Genomic DNA, 20497 nt, shown 5'->3' on the forward strand with positions numbered 1-20497 from the left:
TCAGACGCGGGTCCATCTCATACCACCGGAGTGTTTTCACACTGTGTCATGCGGCACCGTGCGCTTATGCGGTTTTACCAATCGTTTCCAACTGCTATCCCCCTGTATGAGGCAGGTTACCCACGCGTTACTCACCCGTCCGCCACTAAATCGGCCGGAGCAAGCTCCAGCTTCAATCGTTCGACTTGCATGTGTTAAGCACGCCGCCAGCGTTCATCCTGAGCCAGGATCAAACTCTCATTAAAAAGTTTGTAAATCCTATGTCAGAAATCATACTAGCTTGTATTTTTCCTAACCATCTTTACTGTTATTGGTTTGTTGGATCTTTGATATCATCTCTGATCCGACGTTCTTGAAATTCTTGTTTGGAATTTCAGGGTTGTCATGTTGTTAATTTTTCAAGGTTCTTTGTGTTCTCGCCTCTCAGCGACAACTTCTATATGTTATCACATCTGAAGTTCTTTGTCAACAACTTTTTTATCTTTTTTCAAGACCTTTTCGGTTGCTGATGTCTGACCTCTTCGGCGACAACTTTTAAATATTACCACACCGAAGTGTGTATGTCAACAACTTTTTTCAGGTAATTTATAATCATGTCTCAGTGACATATCATGTTGTATACCTATAAAAGCTGTCGTCTGCTGCCTGCTCATGCGACAGCTTTTATAAGATACCACCACTGCAATCTTATGTCAAGGACTTTTTTTATTTATCTGACAATTGTGTGCAATTGTTCTAAACAGCCTCCCCTACATATGGCAATCTACCTATTCTTCCTCTGGATATGTAAATCGCCATGATCTTCTGAACTCTGTCATCATATCCATGACATCCTTTGTATATTCCAGATACATATCTCCATCACCGGATATCGCACTCTCCATGTCCTGAAGCTCATACGCAAGGGCATCCGCATTTTCTCCGGCTGCAACAATCTCAGTTTTGCCTGTATCTGTGTATGTGACCTTCGCCTCCCACGCTCTTGGATACTCCATCACCTCTATATATCCATTTTCACATGATACCATTCCACGTTTCGGCTGCTTCGAGTGAAGGGACAACATAACGGTTGCCATCTGTCCTTCCTTATTCATAAGCAAAAGTCCTGCCTGCTCATCCACTCCAGTAGGCGCAGGCTTAACCTGTGAAAGAAGCTTGTCTGGCTTTGAGTCCATGAACCACCTTATAAATGACAGGGCATACACACCTATATCCAGCATTGCCCCTCCCGCAAGGTTTCTGTTGAAGAATCGATTGTTCATATCATAGTCTTTGAAGCTTCCAAAATTCATGGTTATGAGATTGACTTTGCCAAGTGCACCCGAGTCCAGTAGCTCCTTAAGTTTTCTGTAAATAGGCATATGATAAATAGTCATCGCTTCGCCTATGATCACATTGTGCTGCTCTGCCAGTTCCAGCATATCTCCAAGTTCACCGCTGTTCAATGTTATAGATTTTTCCACAAGTATATGTTTTCCATTCTCTATCGCTCTTCTCATAAACTGTATGTGTGTATTGTGTGGAGTCGTTATATATATCACGTCCACTTCCGGATCCGTGAACATCTCATTGTAGTCTGAATAAACCTTACCTATGCCATACTTCTCAGCAAATGCCACCGCTTTGTCATACGTCCTGTTACCAACCGCATAAATGTTCCTGCCATTCTTTTTGAGTGCCACTGCCATCTCATTTGCAATAACTCCTGTTCCGAGAACTGCCCATTTGATATCTTTCATGTCTGTTTCCTCCATATATAATTATGTATTTGGATTGTATATACACTTTTATTCGACAGTATTCCTCTCAGAGAACCTTCCATATCATCCACAGATATATGTCCAGATATCTCTCCGTCATCCTTGGCATCCACGAGTTCTCTCGCCAGCGATATCTTGAGATGGTGAAATCCCTTCAGCTCTATTCGTTTGCAGAATCTCGACACCGAGGCCTCGCTGACACCGCACTCCTTTGCCAGCTCCCCGACTGTCATATCCACAACCTCCTTGGGATTCCTGACGATATAATCGCCTATTTTCTTTTCTGTATCAAAGAATGAATCCATAGATGCGCATATCTGATTTATAACTGATCCTTCCATATTTTCCTATTTCCTTTCTTCTTTCGAAAATAATCCATCATATAGTGTCTTCTATACAATGCCACTAACAATTTTCTCAGTTAAATTTGTTTTCATATTTGTTGTAGGCTTTAAATCTATTTTCATACCATTTACAACTCTACCATTCTTCTACCATCCAGTCAAACAAATGTATTTTCGCTTGAAACTCATTTATCAAATAAAAACAGAGTATCCGGAACCCCTATCACGATACTCTGTTTTGAATGACTTTCTTCTATATAAATATCTATTCGTTTTATTCGCCATGTGCAATATTTCTTGCTACGTATACACCGCTTGCAGATGCGTGTGAAAGGGAGTGTGTTATTCCGCTGCCATCTCCTATGATATACAGTCCCTTATATCTTGTCTCGAGCTTATCATCTACTTCAACCTCCATGTTATAGAATTTGACCTCAACTCCATACAACAGTGTATCTTCATTTGCCGTTCCTGGGGCTATCTTATCAAGAGCGTAGATCATCTCGATTATTCCATCCAGGATTCTCTTTGGAAGGACAAGGCTCAGATCTCCCGGTGTGGCATTGAGCGTAGGTGTGATGAACGCTTCCTCTATCCTGCTCTGGGTGGATCGCTGTCCCCTTATGAGGTCGCCAAATCTCTGCACTATTACACCGCCGCCCAGCATGTTGCTGAGTCTCGCTATGCTCTCGCCGTATCCGTTGGAGTCCTTGAACGGCTCTGAGAAATGCTTTGCCACAAGGAGCGCAAAGTTTGTATTATCCGTCTGTTTTGCAGGATCCTCATAACTGTGGCCATTTACCGTTATGATTCCATTAGTATTCTCAGTAACCACGGCGCCCCTTGGGTTCATGCAGAAAGTTCGTACCTTGTCTCCATACTTCTCCGTTCTGTATACTATCTTGCTCTCATAGAGCTCATCCGTCAAATGTGCAAATATAGCTGCAGGAAGCTCTACTCTGACTCCTATATCTACTCTGTTAGATTTTGTAGGCACATTAAGGTCCTTGCACACTGTCTCCATCCATTTACTTCCGCTTCTTCCAACGGATATGATACATTTGTTACAAGCAAATATACCCTTCTTGCAGCATACACTATATGTTCCATCGTCCAGCTTTTCCACAGTCTGTATAGGTGTGTCAAAATAAAACTCTACCTTGTCCTGAAGATATGCATACAGATTCTCTAGAACTATATAGTTGATGTCCGTGCCAAGATGTCTGACCGAGGCATCCAGCAAATGAAGCCTGTTCTGCAGACACACTGTCTTGAATCTTGTGCCGGCAGTGGAATAAAGCTTCGTACCCTCTCCGCCGTACTCCATATTGATATCATCCACATACTTCATGAGGTCTATGGCCTCGTTCTTGCCAATGTACTCATACAGACTTCCGCCAAAGTCATTTGTAATGTTGTACTTTCCATCGGAAAATGCACCTGCACCACCAAATCCGCTCATGATCGAGCAGCTATCACATCCCACGCAGCTCTTGATCTTTGTGCCGTCTATCGGACATTTTCTTCTCTTAAGCTCATGTCCAGCCTCAAACACTGCAACCTTGAGATCCGGAGCCTGCTTTGTCAGCTCATATGCAGAAAATATTCCTCCTGGTCCCGCTCCAATAATTATCACATCATACCTCATACGCGCACCCTCCAAAATCATTTTATATTTTTTGTTAAAACCCCATCCATACTCTGTATCCACACACATATTTTTACACAAAAATATAGTTGACCACGGCAATCCATGTCGTAGTCAACTATTATCGGTAGCTGGTAGATACGCCCAACCATATTATGGGCTTATACATATATAATTGTAATTCTTTCGTCATAAAAAATGATTGCACTATTCATATTTACTATATCTCACGCAAAATATCTGTGCTCATGTGGATGCCACAAACTGATCGTCCACATTGCATCCTTAAAAATTATAGCATATTACATTTAGTTTGCGCAAGCTCAACCGTCGCAATGCTCATTATATATATCATAACGATGCTATGATTGCCGCGATGAATGTTCCAAGCAGGATTAATATGCTTATTACCAAAAGCACTTTCATAAGCGTTCTTTTCCGCTTCCTCATGTTTTCTAAAACTCCGGTTGAATAGAACACCGCAACCAGCAACGCACCTATAGCAACTCCCATAAGCGTCCCCATCAAATAATCATAGACTGGAAGATTGTTATCTCTGCTGATCACCATCATCGTCAGTCCTGCAATGAGCGAAACCAATCCCACTATGCTGATTATACGCAATCTCATCAGCAATGTATTCTTCTCATTTTCTGCATAATCCGCTACAAGCTGCAATCGCTCTTTCTCTTCCTTATTCACGTCCTCACCCTTTCTTTCTCCATCAATGATATCCCTGATATCAACATCATAGAAATCTGCCAGCTCCACCAAAATACTGAGATCCGGCATATTGCTGCCTGTCTCCCACCTTGACACACTGCGGCTTGTTACTCCAAACCACTCTGCAAGTTGTTCCTGGGTAAGCTGTTTTTCCTTTCTCAGTTCTCTTAGGAATAAACCGGTCTTTTTCTGATCCATATCTGTTGCCTCCTTTCTATTGAACATCAGCCCATTTTAAGTTGCCTTCGGCAAGGGCTGATGCTACATGTCAAGCTTTTGCTAAAAACTTGACCCATTCATTGACAGAATAGTGTTTTTCGAGTGTTTTTTACAGGACATGATGCGGGAATTGGCTATTTTCAGCTAATATGTAAATGCACCAGATCACTAAATCAGGTTTAGTCTTTTTTATCATTTTAAGTCCCATACATAAAAATATAGTTGACCACGACATTTTTATTGTCGTAGTCAACTATTATCAGTAGCCGATAAATACCCCAGCCATATTATAGATCTATACGTATTATATTATTGTTTTTCTTCTATATTGCGTCTCTTCTATACAAATAATAGTTAGCTATTTTTATAATTACCACCATATCCGGCACCATACTGAGCATTGCCATTCGGATTGTAATTGGCATTGCCATTCGCCGGACCATTGTACTGGGAATTGCCATAACCGGGGAGTAGAAATTTTTCATTTACTCCCCAAAATAATATTTAACAATGTTCTATATTATAATTCTTATAAATCTAGCTATTACAATATATAATCTCCAATTATTGAAATTATTTTCAGCTACTATATATCACATTCTATTAGACACACTTTTTATTTTTGTTTCTGCTTTACATTTATTATTTAACGATTCATTTTTTTATTCAGATAAACTACATCTGAATTTTGCTACTATATTATCATCATTCAAGTACTCATCATAATTATACTTGGTTATTTTTTCAAATGCATTTTCTTCCATTATATAAAACTTATTAACGCTATACAGTTTATGAGATTCTAAACTTTCTTTGTATTTCTTATTAAGCTTGTCAAGCATTTCTTTATTATCATCTGTGTTGAGAATAAAGATTTTATTCATTGCAGAAACATTGTTATCATATTCCGAATTATTCTTATCTTTAACTTCAGTTATCTCTGAATATACTTTTACATTTTCTGAATTAACTATTTTTACTATAATATTTTTTATATATGATTCATAATCATCTCTTAATAATAGATTCAAATAATCATCAGTTATAATCTCTTTATCATCTATCTTAGAAACCGTTACTGTTACAATATCACTTTCTGTTAGTCCTTGGGGATAAACTATTAATTGTTCATCTTGTAGCGAGTTTGGCGCAATATAACCTTCATAAATAAATTCTTCATCATATTCACTATCTAAATACTTATATAATTCCTCAATTCTTTTGATTGCAATCCTCTGTGAAGATAACAAATCATCATAATTGGTGGATAATCCCGCTTCCTTTAATATTTTCTTCTGTCTACTTGTTAATTCTACTTGAGAATTCTTCTGTGAATGTTCTGTTTTTATTTTTACACCACACCCTACTAAACATATAATAAAACAACAAATCAAAAATAATGCACTTTTTTTTCGCATGTCGCTATCCTTTCCAAAACATAATATTATCCTTATCTGTTTTTTCAAATGCTACTCGAGTATCTATAATTGCTTTATGAGTTTCTTTAACTAAAGTATCTAATTGTGTTTGAACATTATTTAAAGTTTCTATAACGTTTTTTATTTTTCGACGTTTTTCAACTTTTCCGTGTTGCCCTCATAATTACAGGATGCTATAATCGGGACATGTGTGCTAACCGTCTATCGGTAGCACCTTTTTCTGTATTCACATTAACACGCATCTACGTGTATGTCAAAGTATTTTATCCCCTGTACCCTTAATATCCTATCTGTAAATCTCCTGTCCTTAGATCTTCCCTCTGAGATTTTTATGTCATTTGTAGGGTCAGAGCTTATTTTTTGCTCTAAATTAGGGTCAAAATAGGGTCAAAACCCATTTTTAAGCAGAAAAAAGACCTCCGAGGGCGAACCCTCGAAGGTCTGAAAATCCTTTATTTATGCGGTTTATCAAAGATTACTCGATGATAGTTGCAACTCTTCCTGAACCTACAGTTCTACCACCCTCACGGATAGCGAATGTAAGACCCTGGCTCATAGCGATTGGGTGGATGAGCTCGATTGTCATCTCTACGTTATCACCAGGCATGCACATCTCTGTACCAGCTGGAAGGTTACATACACCTGTAACGTCTGTTGTTCTGAAGTAGAACTGTGGACGATAGTTGTTGAAGAATGGTGTATGACGACCACCCTCGTCCTTTGTCAGAACGTAAACCTGTGCTGTGAACTTTGTATGACATGTAATTGAACCTGGCTTACAAAGAACCTGTCCTCTTACGATATCCTCTCTCTTGATACCACGAAGAAGGGCACCGATGTTATCACCAGCCTGACCTTCGTCAAGGAGCTTTCTGAACATCTCGATACCTGTTACTGTTGTCTTCTGGATCTCTGGCTTGATACCAACGATCTCAACTTCATCATTGAGGTGAATTACACCAGCCTCTACTCTACCAGTAGCAACTGTACCACGACCTGTGATTGTGAATACGTCCTCTACAGGCATGATGAATGGCTTATCTGTATCTCTCTGTGGATCTGGAATATATGAATCAATTGTATCCATAAGCTCCATGATCTTGTCTCCCCAAGGTCCCATTGGATCCTCAAGAGCCTTAAGAGCTGAACCCTTAACGATAGGACAATCATTGAATCCGTACTCCTCAAGCTGCTCTGTAACTTCCATCTCAACGAGCTCGATAAGCTCCTCATCGTCTACCATATCACACTTGTTAAGGAATACAACGATGTAAGGAACACCAACCTGACGTGAAAGAAGGATATGCTCCTTTGTCTGAGCCATAACACCATCAGTAGCAGCAACAACAAGGATAGCACCATCCATCTGAGCTGCACCAGTGATCATGTTCTTAACGTAGTCAGCATGTCCTGGACAGTCAACGTGTGCGTAATGTCTCTTCTCTGTCTCGTACTCAACGTGAGCTGTAGAGATAGTGATACCTCTTTCTCTCTCCTCTGGAGCCTTATCAATGTTCTCGAAATCTGTAGCTGTGTTACCAGCAACTCTCTCTGAAAGAACCTTTGTGATAGCAGCTGTAAGAGTAGTCTTACCGTGATCTACGTGTCCGATTGTACCGATGTTACAATGTGGCTTACTTCTATTAAACTTTTCCTTTGCCATGATATAAAATCCTCCTTAAAATTTTACCCCACGCGGGTTACTCGGCTAAAAATCATTATATAGAAAATACTAGAGATTTTCAACCATTTTTTATCTCTTTATACCAGCAGGCTAACGATATGTAATCTTTAACCTGCCAGCATATATAATTTTTTATTTATATGACCTGAAAGACCAGGAAAATGTCTTTCGTCAAATATCTTACTTAGAATGCTCTGCGATAACCTTCTCCTGAATGCTCTTTGGACACTGAGCGTACTTCTCAAAGAACATTGAGTAGTTACCACGACCCTGTGTTGATGAACGAAGCTCTGTTGAGTATCCGAACATCTCTGCAAGTGGAACGAATGCTCTGACGATCTTACCACCGCCGATATCATCCATACCCTCGATCTGGCCTCTCTTAGCATTTAAGCTTCCGATTACATCACCGAGGTACTCCTCAGGCATTGTAACCTCAACCTTCATGATAGGCTCAAGAAGAACTGGGTCAGCCTTAGCCATAGCCTCCTTGAATGCCATAGAACCAGCGATGTGGAATGCCATCTCTGATGAATCGACCTCATGGTATGATCCATCGTATACGTTAGCATAAACACCAAGTACTGGGTAGCCGCCAAGGATACCAGCCTTAGCTGCCTCTTCGATACCCTCTCCAACTGCTGGGATGTACTCCTTAGGAATAGCACCACCGACAACTGTTGACTCGAACTTGAATGTCTCCTCACCGTTAGGATCCATAGGCTCGAACTTAACCTTACAATGACCGTACTGTCCACGACCACCTGACTGCTTAGCATACTTGCTGTCGATATCAACTGGCTTTGTGAATGTCTCCTTGTAAGCAACCTGAGGTGCACCAACGTTTGCCTCAACCTTGAACTCACGGAGAAGACGATCAACGATAACCTCAAGGTGAAGCTCACCCATTCCGGCAATGATTGTCTGTCCTGTCTCTTTGTCTGTATGAGCCTTGAATGTAGGATCCTCCTCAGCAAGCTTTGCGAGTGCCTCACCCATCTTACCCTGATCATTCTTGGTCTTAGGCTCGATAGCAAGCTCGATAACTGGCTCTGGGAACTCCATTGACTCAAGGATAACTGGATGCTGCTCATCACAGATTGTGTCACCTGTAGTTGTAAGCTTGAAACCTACAGCAGCTGCGATATCTCCTGAGTAAACCTTATCAATCTCTTTACGAGCGTTGGCATGCATCTGTACGATACGTCCTACACGCTCCTTCTTATCCTTTGTTGCATTCAGTACATATGAACCTGAGTTCAGTGTACCTGAGTAAACTCTGAAGAATGCAAGCTTTCCAACGAATGGATCTGTCATGATCTTGAATGCAAGAGCTGAGAATGGCTCATCATCTGATGAATGACGAACAACCTCGTTACCGTCTGGATCAACACCTGTGATATCAGGGATATCTGTTGGTGCTGGCATGTACTCGATAACACCGTCAAGCATCTTCTGAACACCCTTGTTCTTGTAAGCTGAACCAAGGAATACAGGAACTGCCTCACATGCGATAGTTGCTCTACGAAGAACCTTCTTCATCTCATCGATTGATGGCTCCTCGCCCTCAAGGTACATCATCATTAAGTCGTCATCTAACTCGCAGATCTTCTCGACAAGGTTCTCATGCCACTTGTCTGCAAGCTCCTTAAGGTCATCAGGGATAGTTGTGATCTCGATGTCCTCGCCCTTATCATCTTTGTAGTAGTATGCTTCCATCTCGAACAGATCGATCAGACCGATGAAGTCTGACTCTTTTCCGATAGGGATCTGTACTGGAATTGCATTCTTGCCCAGACGATCAATGATTGTCTGAACTGAGTAGAAAAAGTCTGCACCCATTTTATCCATCTTGTTGATGAATGCCATACGAGGTACATTGTATGTGTCAGCCTGACGCCATACGTTCTCTGACTGAGGCTCTACACCAGCCTTAGCATCGAATACACCTACAGCTCCGTCAAGTACACGAAGTGAACGCTCAACCTCAACAGTGAAGTCAACGTGTCCCGGAGTATCGATGATGTTGATTCTGTGCTCTAACGCGCCAGCCTTTGGTTTGTGATGATCCTCAAGTGTCCAATGGCATGTTGTAGCAGCTGAAGTAATTGTTATACCTCTCTCCTGCTCCTGCTCCATCCAGTCCATGGTAGCTGTACCGTCATGAGTATCACCAATCTTATAGTTAACACCAGTATAGTATAAGATACGCTCTGTAAGAGTTGTCTTACCGGCATCGATATGAGCCATAATACCAATGTTTCTTGTTCTGTCCAATGGATATTCTCTTCCAGCCAACGGATTGTCCTCCTTTTGCTATTTTTCGTAACACATCTATTGTGTCCCATATACACATAAGCATGCATACAAATGCATTCTCACACAGACAATTAGAATCTGTAGTGAGCGAATGCCTTGTTTGCCTCTGCCATCTTGTGCATGTCTTCTTTTCTCTTTACAGATGCACCTGTGTTGTTAGCTGCATCCATGATCTCCTTCGCAAGTCTTTCTTCCATAGTCTTCTCACTTCTTGCACGTGAGAAAGCTGTTAACCAACGAAGTCCGAGAGCCTGTCTTCTGTCAGGTCTTACATCGATAGGTACCTGGTATGTTGCACCACCGATACGTCTAGCCTTAACCTCGAGGAGTGGCATGATGTTGTTCATAGCCTCTTCGAATACCTCTAATGCAGGCTTACCAGTCTCTTCTGCGATACGATCAAATGCACCGTAGACGATCTTCTGTGCTACACCCTTCTTACCATCTAACATAATGTTGTTGATAAGCTTTGTAACGACCTTATTGTTGTAAATTGGATCCGCTAATACGTCTCTCTTTGCGATATGTCCTTTACGTGGCACGGTTCTTCCCTCCTTAATTATTTATTAAATCTTCGGTACTCACATTCTCTCTATAATTATGGAATGTGTTCGTGCTGTTATCTGTCTTAACTGTTTCTATCTGAATTATTATCTATATAAAAACATGACCTTACCAGCACAAATTAGAATTGTGTTCTAGCATGTTTTATTTTGCATCCTTAGGACGCTTTGCACCATACTTTGAACGAGCCTGACGTCTCTTTGCTACACCTGCTGTATCAAGAGTACCTCTGATGATATGGTATCTTGTACCAGGTAAGTCCTTTACTCTTCCACCACGGATAAGTACAACGCTATGCTCCTGAAGGTTATGACCCTCACCTGGGATATAACTTGTTACTTCGATTCCGTTTGAAAGACGTACTCTGGCGATCTTTCTAAGAGCTGAGTTAGGCTTCTTAGGAGTAGCTGTCTTAACTGCTGTACAAACTCCTCTCTTCTGTGGTGAGCTTGTCTCTACTGGCTTCTTCTTAAGTGAGTTGAAACTTCTCTGAAGAGCTGGTGCAGTTGACTTCTTCTCTACTGTCTGTCTTCCTTTTCTAACTAACTGGTTAAATGTTGGCATGTTTTCACCTCCTGTATATAAATTTAAAATGATAAAGCATGTTTTTACGCATGCTTTATCATTATATAGTCGAGTATTTTCTCTGTCAAGCATTTATTTGACAAATATTTTCTTAACGAACTCAAAGACTCTCTCTGTTTCCATTGCCAGTCTGGCTTGATCAAATTCTGTATAACCTTCATTTACAAGAAACGCCTGTCCCATTATATATTTGTGCATTTCCTCATTTATCTGATCTGCAACAATCTCATCACAGTGAAGTGTCTCAACTAACATCTTCTCTGTCCTGGTATCCTTAAACAGTCCATGTCCCGAGTCATTGTCTGCAACGAGCTGTCTGAACAACACCCTCTCACTGTCTGCAAACTCACAGACAATAGTGGTCTGGCTGACATAATCCGCATTCTCTTTCTTACACAGACTTGTCTTCAGGGAACCGTAAACCTCATTTATACGCTCTGTTGTAATCTCTATAACAGCTCCCATATCAACAAAATTCTCATATATTGGTTGTGTTGAACAGGAAATCTCTTTTGCCAGTTTTCTTGCTGTTATTGCGGCAATTCCTTCTCTTCTGGCAAGGTTATACGCCGCTTCTAATATACCTTCTTTATTGATTTTCTTTACAGCAGCCATATTATTCCATTTCTTTCTTACTAAATATTTCCAAAAAGAAATCCGGCATATTCTATTTCTCACAGGTATATCTGAATACCTTTATGAGAAATTGACATATCCCGGATTCCCCTTATATCCTTCATGTCGAGCAGCTTCGCAGCCACTACTTTTTTATATACATCCAATCAAATGAGTGATTACTCTTCGTCAGCATCTCCGGCTGTATCAAGGGTCTCAAATACGATCTCCTCTGAATTTACATTCTCTAACTCTTCGTAATCATCTGTATCCTCATCTTCATCAAAGAAGTTAAGCTCTTCCATATCAGTGTCAAGCTTTACTGAACGATATCTCTTCATTCCTGTACCAGCAGGTATAAGCTTTCCGATGATAACGTTTTCCTTAAGTCCGATAAGTGGATCAACCTTACTCTTGATCGCAGCATCTGTAAGAACCTTTGTTGTCTCCTGGAATGATGCAGCCGACATAAATGAATCAGTTGCAAGTGATGCCTTTGTTATACCAAGCATTATCTGTGTTCCAGTTGCAGGCTCCTTGCCCTCTGCGATAAGCTTCTCATTTGTATCTTCAAACTCAAGCAGATCTGCCTGTGTTCCTGGAAGATAATCTGAATCTCCCGGCTCATCAATTATGATCTTCTTAAGCATCTGTCTTACGATGATCTCAATGTGCTTATCATTGATATCAACACCCTGAAGTCTGTAAACCTTCTGAACCTCACGGAGCATGTAATCCTGAACTGCACGAACACCCTTTATCTTAAGGATATCATGTGGATTAACTGATCCCTCTGTAAGCTCATCACCAGCCTCAAGTACCTGGTCATCAAGAACTCTGATACGTGAACCATAAGGAATAAGATATGCCTTTGACTCACCTGTCTCATCGTTTGTTATGACAACCTCTCTCTTCTTCTTGTTGTCACGGAGCTGTACCTTTCCGCCAAACTCTGCAATGATCGCAAGTCCCTTTGGCTTTCTGGCCTCGAAAAGCTCCTCAACTCTTGGAAGACCCTGTGTGATATCGCCACCGGCAACACCACCTGTATGGAATGTTCTCATTGTAAGCTGTGTACCAGGCTCACCGATTGACTGTGCAGCGATAATTCCAACTGACTCACCAACCTGTACAGGCATTCCTGTTGCCATGTTCGCACCGTAGCACTTTGCGCACACACCGAGGTGTGACTTACATGTGAGGACTGTTCTGATCTTAAGCTTTGCATCTGATCTTACAACTTCGTTTCCATCGTCATCCTTAACGGTGAATGGAACGCCGTTGGCATCGACACCCTTCTTAACAATGAGCTCAGCTCTCTTAGGAGTTACCATATGATTTATCTTGACAAGCATGTTGCCCTCTGCATCATATACAGACTCTGCAAGGTAACGTCCTGTGATTCTCTCCTGAAACTCCTCGATCATTTCCTTGCCCTCTCTGAAGGCCTCAATGACCATACCCGGAATTGAATCTCTTCCTATACTACAATCAGGCTCTCTGATTATAAGATCCTGTGATACATCTACAAGTCGTCTTGTCAGGTATCCTGAATCGGCTGTACGAAGAGCTGTATCTGACAGACCCTTACGAGCACCATGCGCCGAAATGAAATACTCCAGAACGTCAAGTCCCTCTCGGAAGTTAGACTTGATTGGGAGCTCAATGGTCTTACCTGTTGTATCTGCCATCAGTCCTCGCATACCTGCAAGCTGCTTGATCTGCTGATTAGAACCACGGGCTCCAGAATCAGCCATCATGAATATATTGTTATATTTATCAAGACCTGCGAACAGGAGATCCTGCAGATGCTTATCTGCCTTCTCCCAGATCTTAACTACTGCCTGATATCTCTCCTCGTCTGATACAAGACCACGTCTGAACTTCTTGGTGATTTGGTCAACGAGCTTCTGTGCATCCTCAAGGATATCCTTCTTCTCATCAGGCACCTTCATATCTGAAATAGATACTGATATAGCACTTCTTGTTGAATACTTATATCCTATTGCCTTGACATCATCAAGAACCTCTGCAGTCTTTGTTGCACCGTGTGTATTGATACACTTGTCAAGGATTGGCTTGAGCTGCTTCTTTCCTACATGGAAATCTATCTCAAGCTTCAGAGCGTTCTCACGAACAGTTCTGTCTACATATCCGAGATCCTGTGGAATGATCTCATTGAAGAGGAGCTTTCCAAGTGTTGTATCGATAACACCTGTAACTTCCTCGCCCTCGAACTCACCGGTTCTTCTTACATGGATCTTGGTGTGAAGTGTAATTCCACCATTCTCATATGCAAGTATTGCCTCATTCTTGGACTTAAAATATCTTCCCTCTCCGATCTCGCCTTCCTTTTCCATTGTCAGATAGTAGATACCAAGTACCATATCCTGTGAAGGAACGGCAACAGGCGCACCATCTGATGGCTTCAGCAGGTTGTTAGGTGAAAGCAGAAGGAATCTACACTCAGCCTGTGCCTCTACTGTAAGTGGAAGATGGACAGCCATCTGGTCTCCATCGAAATCGGCATTGAAGGCTGTACATACGAGTGGGTGAAGCTTTATAGCCTTACCGCCTACAAGCACTGGCTCAAATGCCTGGATTCCAAGTCTGTGAAGTGTAGGGGCACGGTTAAGCATAACCGGATGCTCCTTGATGACATCCTCAAGAATGTCCCAAACCTGTGGCTCAAGCTTCTCTACCATCTTCTTTGCCTGCTTGATATTGTTTGCCTTACCTGTAGCTGTAAGCTCCTTCATAACAAATGGCTTGAACAGCTCGATAGCCATCTCCTTAGGGAGACCGCACTGGTAAATCTTAAGCTCTGGTCCAACTACGATAACTGAACGTCCTGAGTAGTCAACTCGCTTACCAAGAAGGTTCTGACGGAAACGTCCCTGCTTACCTTTCAGCATCTCTGAAAGTGACTTCAGTGCTCTGTTACCAGGGCCTGTTACCGCACGTCCACGTCTACCGTTATCTATAAGTGCATCAACTGCCTCCTGAAGCATTCTCTTCTCATTTCTCACGATGATCTCAGGAGCACCGAGATCAAGGAGTCTGCGGAGACGATTATTTCTGTTGATGATTCTTCTGTACAGATCGTTGAGGTCTGATGTTGCAAATCTTCCACCTTCAAGCTGTACCATAGGTCTGATATCTGGTGGGATAACAGGTATTACATTCATGATCATCCACTCAGGTCTGTTCTCTGATGTTCTGAATGCCTCCATTACCTCAAGTCTCTTGATGATCCTTGTACGCTTCTGGCCGCTGCATGTCTCAAGCTCTTTCTTAAGCTCTGCGCTCTCGGCATCAAGGTCTATTGCCTTGAGAAGCTTCTGTATAGCCTCTGCGCCCATCTCTGCAACGAATGAACCGTAACCATACTCCTTCTCTGCCTCTCTGAACTCCTGCTCGTTGAGGATCTGCTTGTAAGCAAGCGGAGTATCCTTTGGATCTGTTACTATATATGATGAGAAGTACAGTACCTTCTCAAGCACTCTTGGTGATATATCAAGGATCAGTCCCATACGGCTAGGGATTCCCTTGAAGTACCATATATGTGATACGGGAGCAGCGAGCTCAATATGTCCCATACGCTCTCTACGAACGTTGGACTTTGTTACCTCAACTCCACACTTATCACACACGATTCCCTTGAATCTGATCTTCTTGTACTTACCACAATTACACTCCCAGTCCTTCTGTGGTCCAAATATTCTCTCACAGAACAGACCGTCCTTCTCAGGCTTAAGTGTTCTATAGTTGATAGTCTCAGGGCGCTTTACCTCACCATGTGACCATTCTCTTATCTTTTCAGGAGATGCAAGTCCGATTTTTATTGCGTCAAAGTTCAATGACTTTTCCTGTTCTGCATTGTCTACATTGTATTCTGGCATCTTACAAAGCTCCTTTCTTATTCTTCCTCATTATTATCCATATAATCTGAATCGCCGAGGTCTTCCATATCACTTATATCGCCGTTCTCATCAACCTCTGAGAATCCGCTTGCCTGAAGCTCATCTGCGTCATCGCCTCTGAACACCTCAGGTGCATCGCTCTCATCCATATCATCGTCTCTGTCTGATGATCTGTCGCTGAGAAGTCTCTTGATACTTGTGTTGTAATCATAAGCTTCCATGGTCTCGCTGAGATCAACTTCAACCATCTTCTTGTTGCCTTCCTCGTCCTCTTCCTCTCTTACGACTCTTACATCAAGTCCGAGAGCCTGGAACTCCTTGAGAAGTACCTTGAATGACTCAGGCACACCAGGTGCTGGTATATTGTCGCCCTTGATAATAGCCTCATATGTCTTAACACGTCCTACAACATCATCAGACTTAACTGTCAGAATCTCCTGCAGTGTGTATGAAGCACCATAAGCCTCAAGAGCCCAAACCTCCATCTCTCCGAAACGCTGTCCACCAAACTGAGCTTTACCACCCAGTGGCTGCTGTGTTACCAGTGAGTACGGACCGGTTGAACGAGCATGGATCTTATCATCAACCAGATGGTGCAGCTTGAGGTAATGCATGTAACCGATAGTTACAGGGGCATCAAAGTTCTCACCTGTTCTACCATCACGGAGCTGAACCTTACCTGTTCTGTTGATAGGCACGCCCTTCCACTCTGCTCTGTGGTCTCTGTTCGTGTAGAGGTAATCCATAACCTCAGGCTTTACTGTATCCTTGTACTTAGCCTCGAAGTCTTCCCATGTACCATTTGCATAGTCATTGGCCATCTCCAGTGTATCCATGATGTCAAACTCTGTAGCACCATTGAATACAGGAGTGGATACCTTGAATCCAAGAACCTGTGAAGCAAGTCCGAGATGGATCTCGAGGACCTGTCCGATGTTCATTCGTGAAGGAACGCCCAGTGGGTTAAGCACGATATCAAGAGGACGTCCGTTTGGAAGGAATGGCATATCCTCAACAGGGAGCACTCGTGAAACTACACCCTTGTTACCATGACGACCAGCCATCTTATCTCCGACCTGGATCTTTCTCTTCTGTGCTATATATACTCTGACCTTCTTGTCTACGCCTGCCGGAAGATCGTCTCCATCAGCACGTGTAAATACCTTTGCATCTATAACAATACCGAATGCTCCGTGTGGAACCTTCAGTGATGTATCTCTTACCTCTCTTGCCTTCTCACCGAAGATGGCACGAAGAAGTCTCTCCTCTGCTGTCAGCTCAGTCTCTCCCTTTGGAGTAACCTTTCCAACGAGGATATCACCGGCACGAACCTCTGCGCCGATTCTGATGATACCATTCTCATCAAGATCCTTGAGGACATCATTTGACAGACCTGCAAGATCTCTTGTGATCTCCTCCTTACCAAGCTTGGTATCACGAGCCTCACACTCGTATTTCTCTATATGAATTGATGTGTATACATCATCCTGTACAAGTCTCTCGCTGAGAAGAACCGCATCCTCGTAGTTGTAACCTTCCCATGTCATGAAACCGATCAGTGGGTTCTTACCAAGTGCGATCTCTCCGCCAGATGTTGAAGGGCCATCTGCGATAACCTCTCCAGCCTTTACGTGGTCACCCTTGAACACGATAGGTCTCTGGTTCATACAGTTACCCTGGTTGCTTCGTGCAAACTTGATGATGTGATATACATCCTTTGTTCCATCCTCATCTGCTCTTACACAGACCTCTGTGCTGTTTGAATATTCTACAACACCATCTCTCTTGGCAACGACGCAGACACCTGAATCTACAGCAGCCTTTGCCTCCATACCTGTTCCAACCACTGCTGACTCTGTCATCATAAGAGGAACCGCCTGACGCTGCATGTTTGATCCCATGAGGGCACGGTTAGCATCATCGTTCTGAAGGAATGGAATCATCGATGTAGCAACTGAGAATACCATCTTAGGTGATACATCCATGAGATCAACCTTTGACTTAGGGAACTCGGTTGTATCAGCTCTGAATCTTCCTGATACATTGTTCTTGACAAAGTGTCCATTCTCATCTATAGGCTCATTAGCCTGTACTACTCTGTATCTGTCCTCCTCGTCTGCTGTAAGGTAAACAACCTCATCTGTAACAACAGGGTTAGAAGGATCTGTCTTATCAAGCTTTCTATATGGAGCCTCAACGAAACCATACTCGTTGATACGCGCATATGTAGCCAGTGAGTTGATAAGTCCGATGTTAGGACCCTCAGGGGTCTCGATAGGACACATTCTACCGTAATGTGTATAGTGTACATCTCGGACCTCGAATCCGGCTCTGTCTCGTGAAAGTCCACCAGGACCAAGGGCTGAAAGTCTTCTCTTATGAGTCAGCTCTGACAGAGGGTTATTCTGATCCATAAACTGTGACAACTGTGAACTTCCGAAGAACTCCTTAACAGCAGCCGTTACAGGCTTGATATTGATGAGGGACTGAGGTGTGATAGACTCAGCATCCTGTGTTGTCATTCTCTCTCTTACAACTCTCTCAAGTCTTGAAAGACCGATTCTATACTGGTTCTGAAGAAGCTCTCCAACCGCTCTGATACGTCTGTTGCCCAGATGGTCGATGTCATCGTCATTACCAATGCCATACTCGAGGTGAATGTTGTAATTTATGGAAGCAAATATGTCTTCCTTTGTAATATGCTTTGGTACGAGGTCTGACATGTCTCTCTCTATGGCAGCCTTGAGCTTCTCTGTATCATCGCCATACTCCTCGAGGAGTCCCTCGAGAACCGGATAATATACTCTCTCCACAATGCCAAGCTCAGCAGGATCAAAATCCACATAGTTGGCAATGTTGACCATCATATTAGAAAGAACCTTAACGTTTCTCTCCTCTGTCTGGATCATAACATAAGGAACTGCTGCATCCTGAATTGTGTCTGCAAGCTCCTCTGATACTGTTGTTCCAGCTTCAGCGATAACCTCTCCTGTGCTAGGATCGATAGCATCCTCAGCAAGGACATGTCCTGCTATACGAGCCTTGAGAGCGAGCTTCTTGTTGAACTTGTAACGTCCAACCTTTGCAAGATCGTATCTTCTCGCATCAAAGAACATAGCATTAATAAGGCTCTCTGCATTCTCAACTACTGAAGGCTCGTCCGGTCTGATCTTCTTGTAAAGCTCTACCACGCCCTCTGCATATGACTTTGCAGGATCCTTGTTAAGACTCTCCATGATCTTTGGCTCCTCGCCAAATAAATCTATGATCTCCTGATCTGTTCCAAGACCAAGTGCACGGATAAGAACAGTCACAGGTACCTTTCTGGTTCTATCCACACGAACATAGAATACATCGTTGGAATCTGTCTCATACTCCAGCCATGCACCTCTGTTAGGAATTACTGTACATGCATACAGCTTCTTACCAACCTTATCATGTGTTATATCATAGTAAATACCAGGTGAACGCACTAACTGGCTTACTATAACTCGCTCTGCACCATTGATAACGAATGTTCCTGTCTCTGTCATAAGAGGAAGATCACCCATGAATATCTCATGATCTGACATCTCCTTAGCATCTCCGACTCTGAGTCTGACCTTGACTCTGAGAGGCGCCGCATATGTTGCATCTCTCTCCTTGCATTCCTCGATACTGTACTTCAAGTCATCTTTACAGAACTGAAAATCTACGAACTCAAGACTATACTGTCCAGAGTAATCAGTGATAGGAGAAATATCCCTGAATGCTTCCTTCAGACCGTCAGTTAAGAACCAGTTGTATGAATTCTTCTGAACCTCTATGAAGTTAGGCATCTCCAGGACGTCCTTCTGCTTAGCGTAGCTCATTCTGTAGCCTTTTCCAGACTTGACAGGACTAATTCTGTTCTTTTCCATCGACACATTCACCCCTTGGAATTTATTTTTATGCTTTTTAAGACAAACCTTAGTTTAAATAAGTGTTTTAAAGCCATTTATCACCATATTATGATGCGTATGCACACGAAGCCATAATAGTGACAGTTTACTATCCTAACAGCAAATGCAATATTTGTCAACTATATTTTGGAATTTTTTTAGATTTTTTTATTAATTGAGAAAAGATGTATAGAAAAACCGGCCCGGCGGGATGAGATCCATCTCCGCCAGGCCGAATAAAGTCTGATAATAAAATAAGGATCAAATTACTTTAATGTAACCTTAGCGCCCTCAGCCTCGAGCTTTGTCTTAGCTTCCTCAGCCTCTTCCTTAGTAGCGTCCTCCTTGATTACCTTTGGAGCACCATCTACAGCGTCCTTAGCTTCCTTAAGACCTAAGCCTGTAAGCTCACGAACAACCTTGATAACCTTAACCTTGTTAGGACCAACCTCTGTAAGCTCTACGTTGAATGAATCCTTCTCCTCGGCTGCTGCTGCACCGTCTGCACCTGCTGCTGCAACTACAACACCTGCTGCTGCTGATACGCCGAACTCCTCTTCACAAGCCTTAACTAAGTCGTTTAACTCTAATACTGATAAACCTTTGATTACTTCAATAATTTCCTGAGTTGTCATTATGTTTTTCCTCCATATAATATAATTTGTTATTTTGTAATGCATCCACACATCATTCTCGTATCATGCGGATACCCTTTGTCCATGATATAGACAGTTGAATATCTGACAGCATATGA

At 42.4% G+C, this 20497-nt stretch carries 13 protein-coding genes, 1 rRNA gene and 1 riboswitch; all 14 genes read right to left on the minus strand.

From position 1 onward, the window contains the following. A 16S ribosomal RNA gene (locus DXB91_RS10405) occupies positions 1 to 245 on the minus strand; the annotation flags it as partial. 522 nt (positions 246 to 767) lie between these two features. Continuing rightward, positions 768 to 1739, minus strand: coding sequence for a Gfo/Idh/MocA family protein (locus DXB91_RS10410; protein ID WP_118017910.1), 972 nt, complete (start codon positions 1737 to 1739; stop codon positions 768 to 770). Further along, positions 1736 to 2101 carry a MurR/RpiR family transcriptional regulator gene (locus DXB91_RS10415; RefSeq protein WP_243003558.1) on the minus strand — a complete coding sequence of 122 codons (366 nt, stop codon included), beginning with the start codon at positions 2099 to 2101 and terminating at the stop codon, positions 1736 to 1738. Before DXB91_RS10415 ends, DXB91_RS10410 begins: the two co-directional genes overlap by 4 nt. A 277-nt stretch (positions 2102 to 2378) precedes the next feature. Beyond that, positions 2379 to 3752, minus strand: a complete 1374-nt coding sequence (locus DXB91_RS10420) for an NAD(P)/FAD-dependent oxidoreductase (RefSeq protein ID WP_118017912.1) — start codon at positions 3750 to 3752, stop codon at positions 2379 to 2381. 91 nt (positions 3753 to 3843) lie between these two features. After that, positions 3844 to 3942: riboswitch (purine riboswitch) on the minus strand. A 161-nt stretch (positions 3943 to 4103) separates the two neighbouring features. Further along, positions 4104 to 4673, minus strand: a complete 570-nt coding sequence (locus DXB91_RS10425; protein ID WP_118017914.1) for a helix-turn-helix domain-containing protein — start codon at positions 4671 to 4673, stop codon at positions 4104 to 4106. A 683-nt stretch (positions 4674 to 5356) separates the two neighbouring features. Next, positions 5357 to 6160, minus strand: a complete 804-nt coding sequence (locus tag DXB91_RS10430) for a hypothetical protein (RefSeq protein ID WP_147343983.1) — start codon at positions 6158 to 6160, stop codon at positions 5357 to 5359. A 448-nt stretch (positions 6161 to 6608) separates the two neighbouring features. Next, on the minus strand, positions 6609 to 7796 hold the full coding sequence (tuf, locus tag DXB91_RS10435) for an elongation factor Tu (RefSeq protein ID WP_004850603.1): 1188 nt from the start codon (positions 7794 to 7796) through the stop codon (positions 6609 to 6611). A 201-nt stretch (positions 7797 to 7997) separates the two neighbouring features. Next, on the minus strand, positions 7998 to 10115 hold the full coding sequence (gene fusA / locus DXB91_RS10440) for an elongation factor G (RefSeq protein WP_071849530.1): 2118 nt from the start codon (positions 10113 to 10115) through the stop codon (positions 7998 to 8000). Positions 10116 to 10207: 92 nt separating this feature from the next. After that, a complete protein-coding gene (gene rpsG / locus DXB91_RS10445; protein ID WP_004850607.1) occupies positions 10208 to 10678 on the minus strand; it encodes a 30S ribosomal protein S7 in 471 nt (156 codons plus the stop codon). Positions 10679 to 10844: 166 nt separating this feature from the next. Next, positions 10845 to 11264, minus strand: a complete 420-nt coding sequence (gene rpsL / locus DXB91_RS10450) for a 30S ribosomal protein S12 (protein WP_004850608.1) — start codon at positions 11262 to 11264, stop codon at positions 10845 to 10847. 93 nt (positions 11265 to 11357) lie between these two features. Then, positions 11358 to 11900, minus strand: a complete 543-nt coding sequence (locus DXB91_RS10455; protein ID WP_015534191.1) for a hypothetical protein — start codon at positions 11898 to 11900, stop codon at positions 11358 to 11360. Positions 11901 to 12079: 179 nt separating this feature from the next. Further along, positions 12080 to 15802 carry a DNA-directed RNA polymerase subunit beta' gene (rpoC, locus tag DXB91_RS10460; RefSeq protein ID WP_015534192.1) on the minus strand — a complete coding sequence of 1241 codons (3723 nt, stop codon included), beginning with the start codon at positions 15800 to 15802 and terminating at the stop codon, positions 12080 to 12082. Positions 15803 to 15819: 17 nt separating this feature from the next. Beyond that, positions 15820 to 19722 carry a DNA-directed RNA polymerase subunit beta gene (gene rpoB / locus DXB91_RS10465; RefSeq protein ID WP_022216760.1) on the minus strand — a complete coding sequence of 1301 codons (3903 nt, stop codon included), beginning with the start codon at positions 19720 to 19722 and terminating at the stop codon, positions 15820 to 15822. 287 nt (positions 19723 to 20009) lie between these two features. Beyond that, a complete protein-coding gene (gene rplL / locus DXB91_RS10470) occupies positions 20010 to 20378 on the minus strand; it encodes a 50S ribosomal protein L7/L12 (RefSeq protein ID WP_015534196.1) in 369 nt (122 codons plus the stop codon). Positions 20379 to 20497: the final 119 nt, after the last annotated feature.

It is taken from the genome of Coprococcus sp. OM06-34AC (assembly GCF_003462545.1).
GTDB classification, from domain to species: Bacteria; Bacillota; Clostridia; order Lachnospirales; family Lachnospiraceae; genus Coprococcus; species Coprococcus aceti.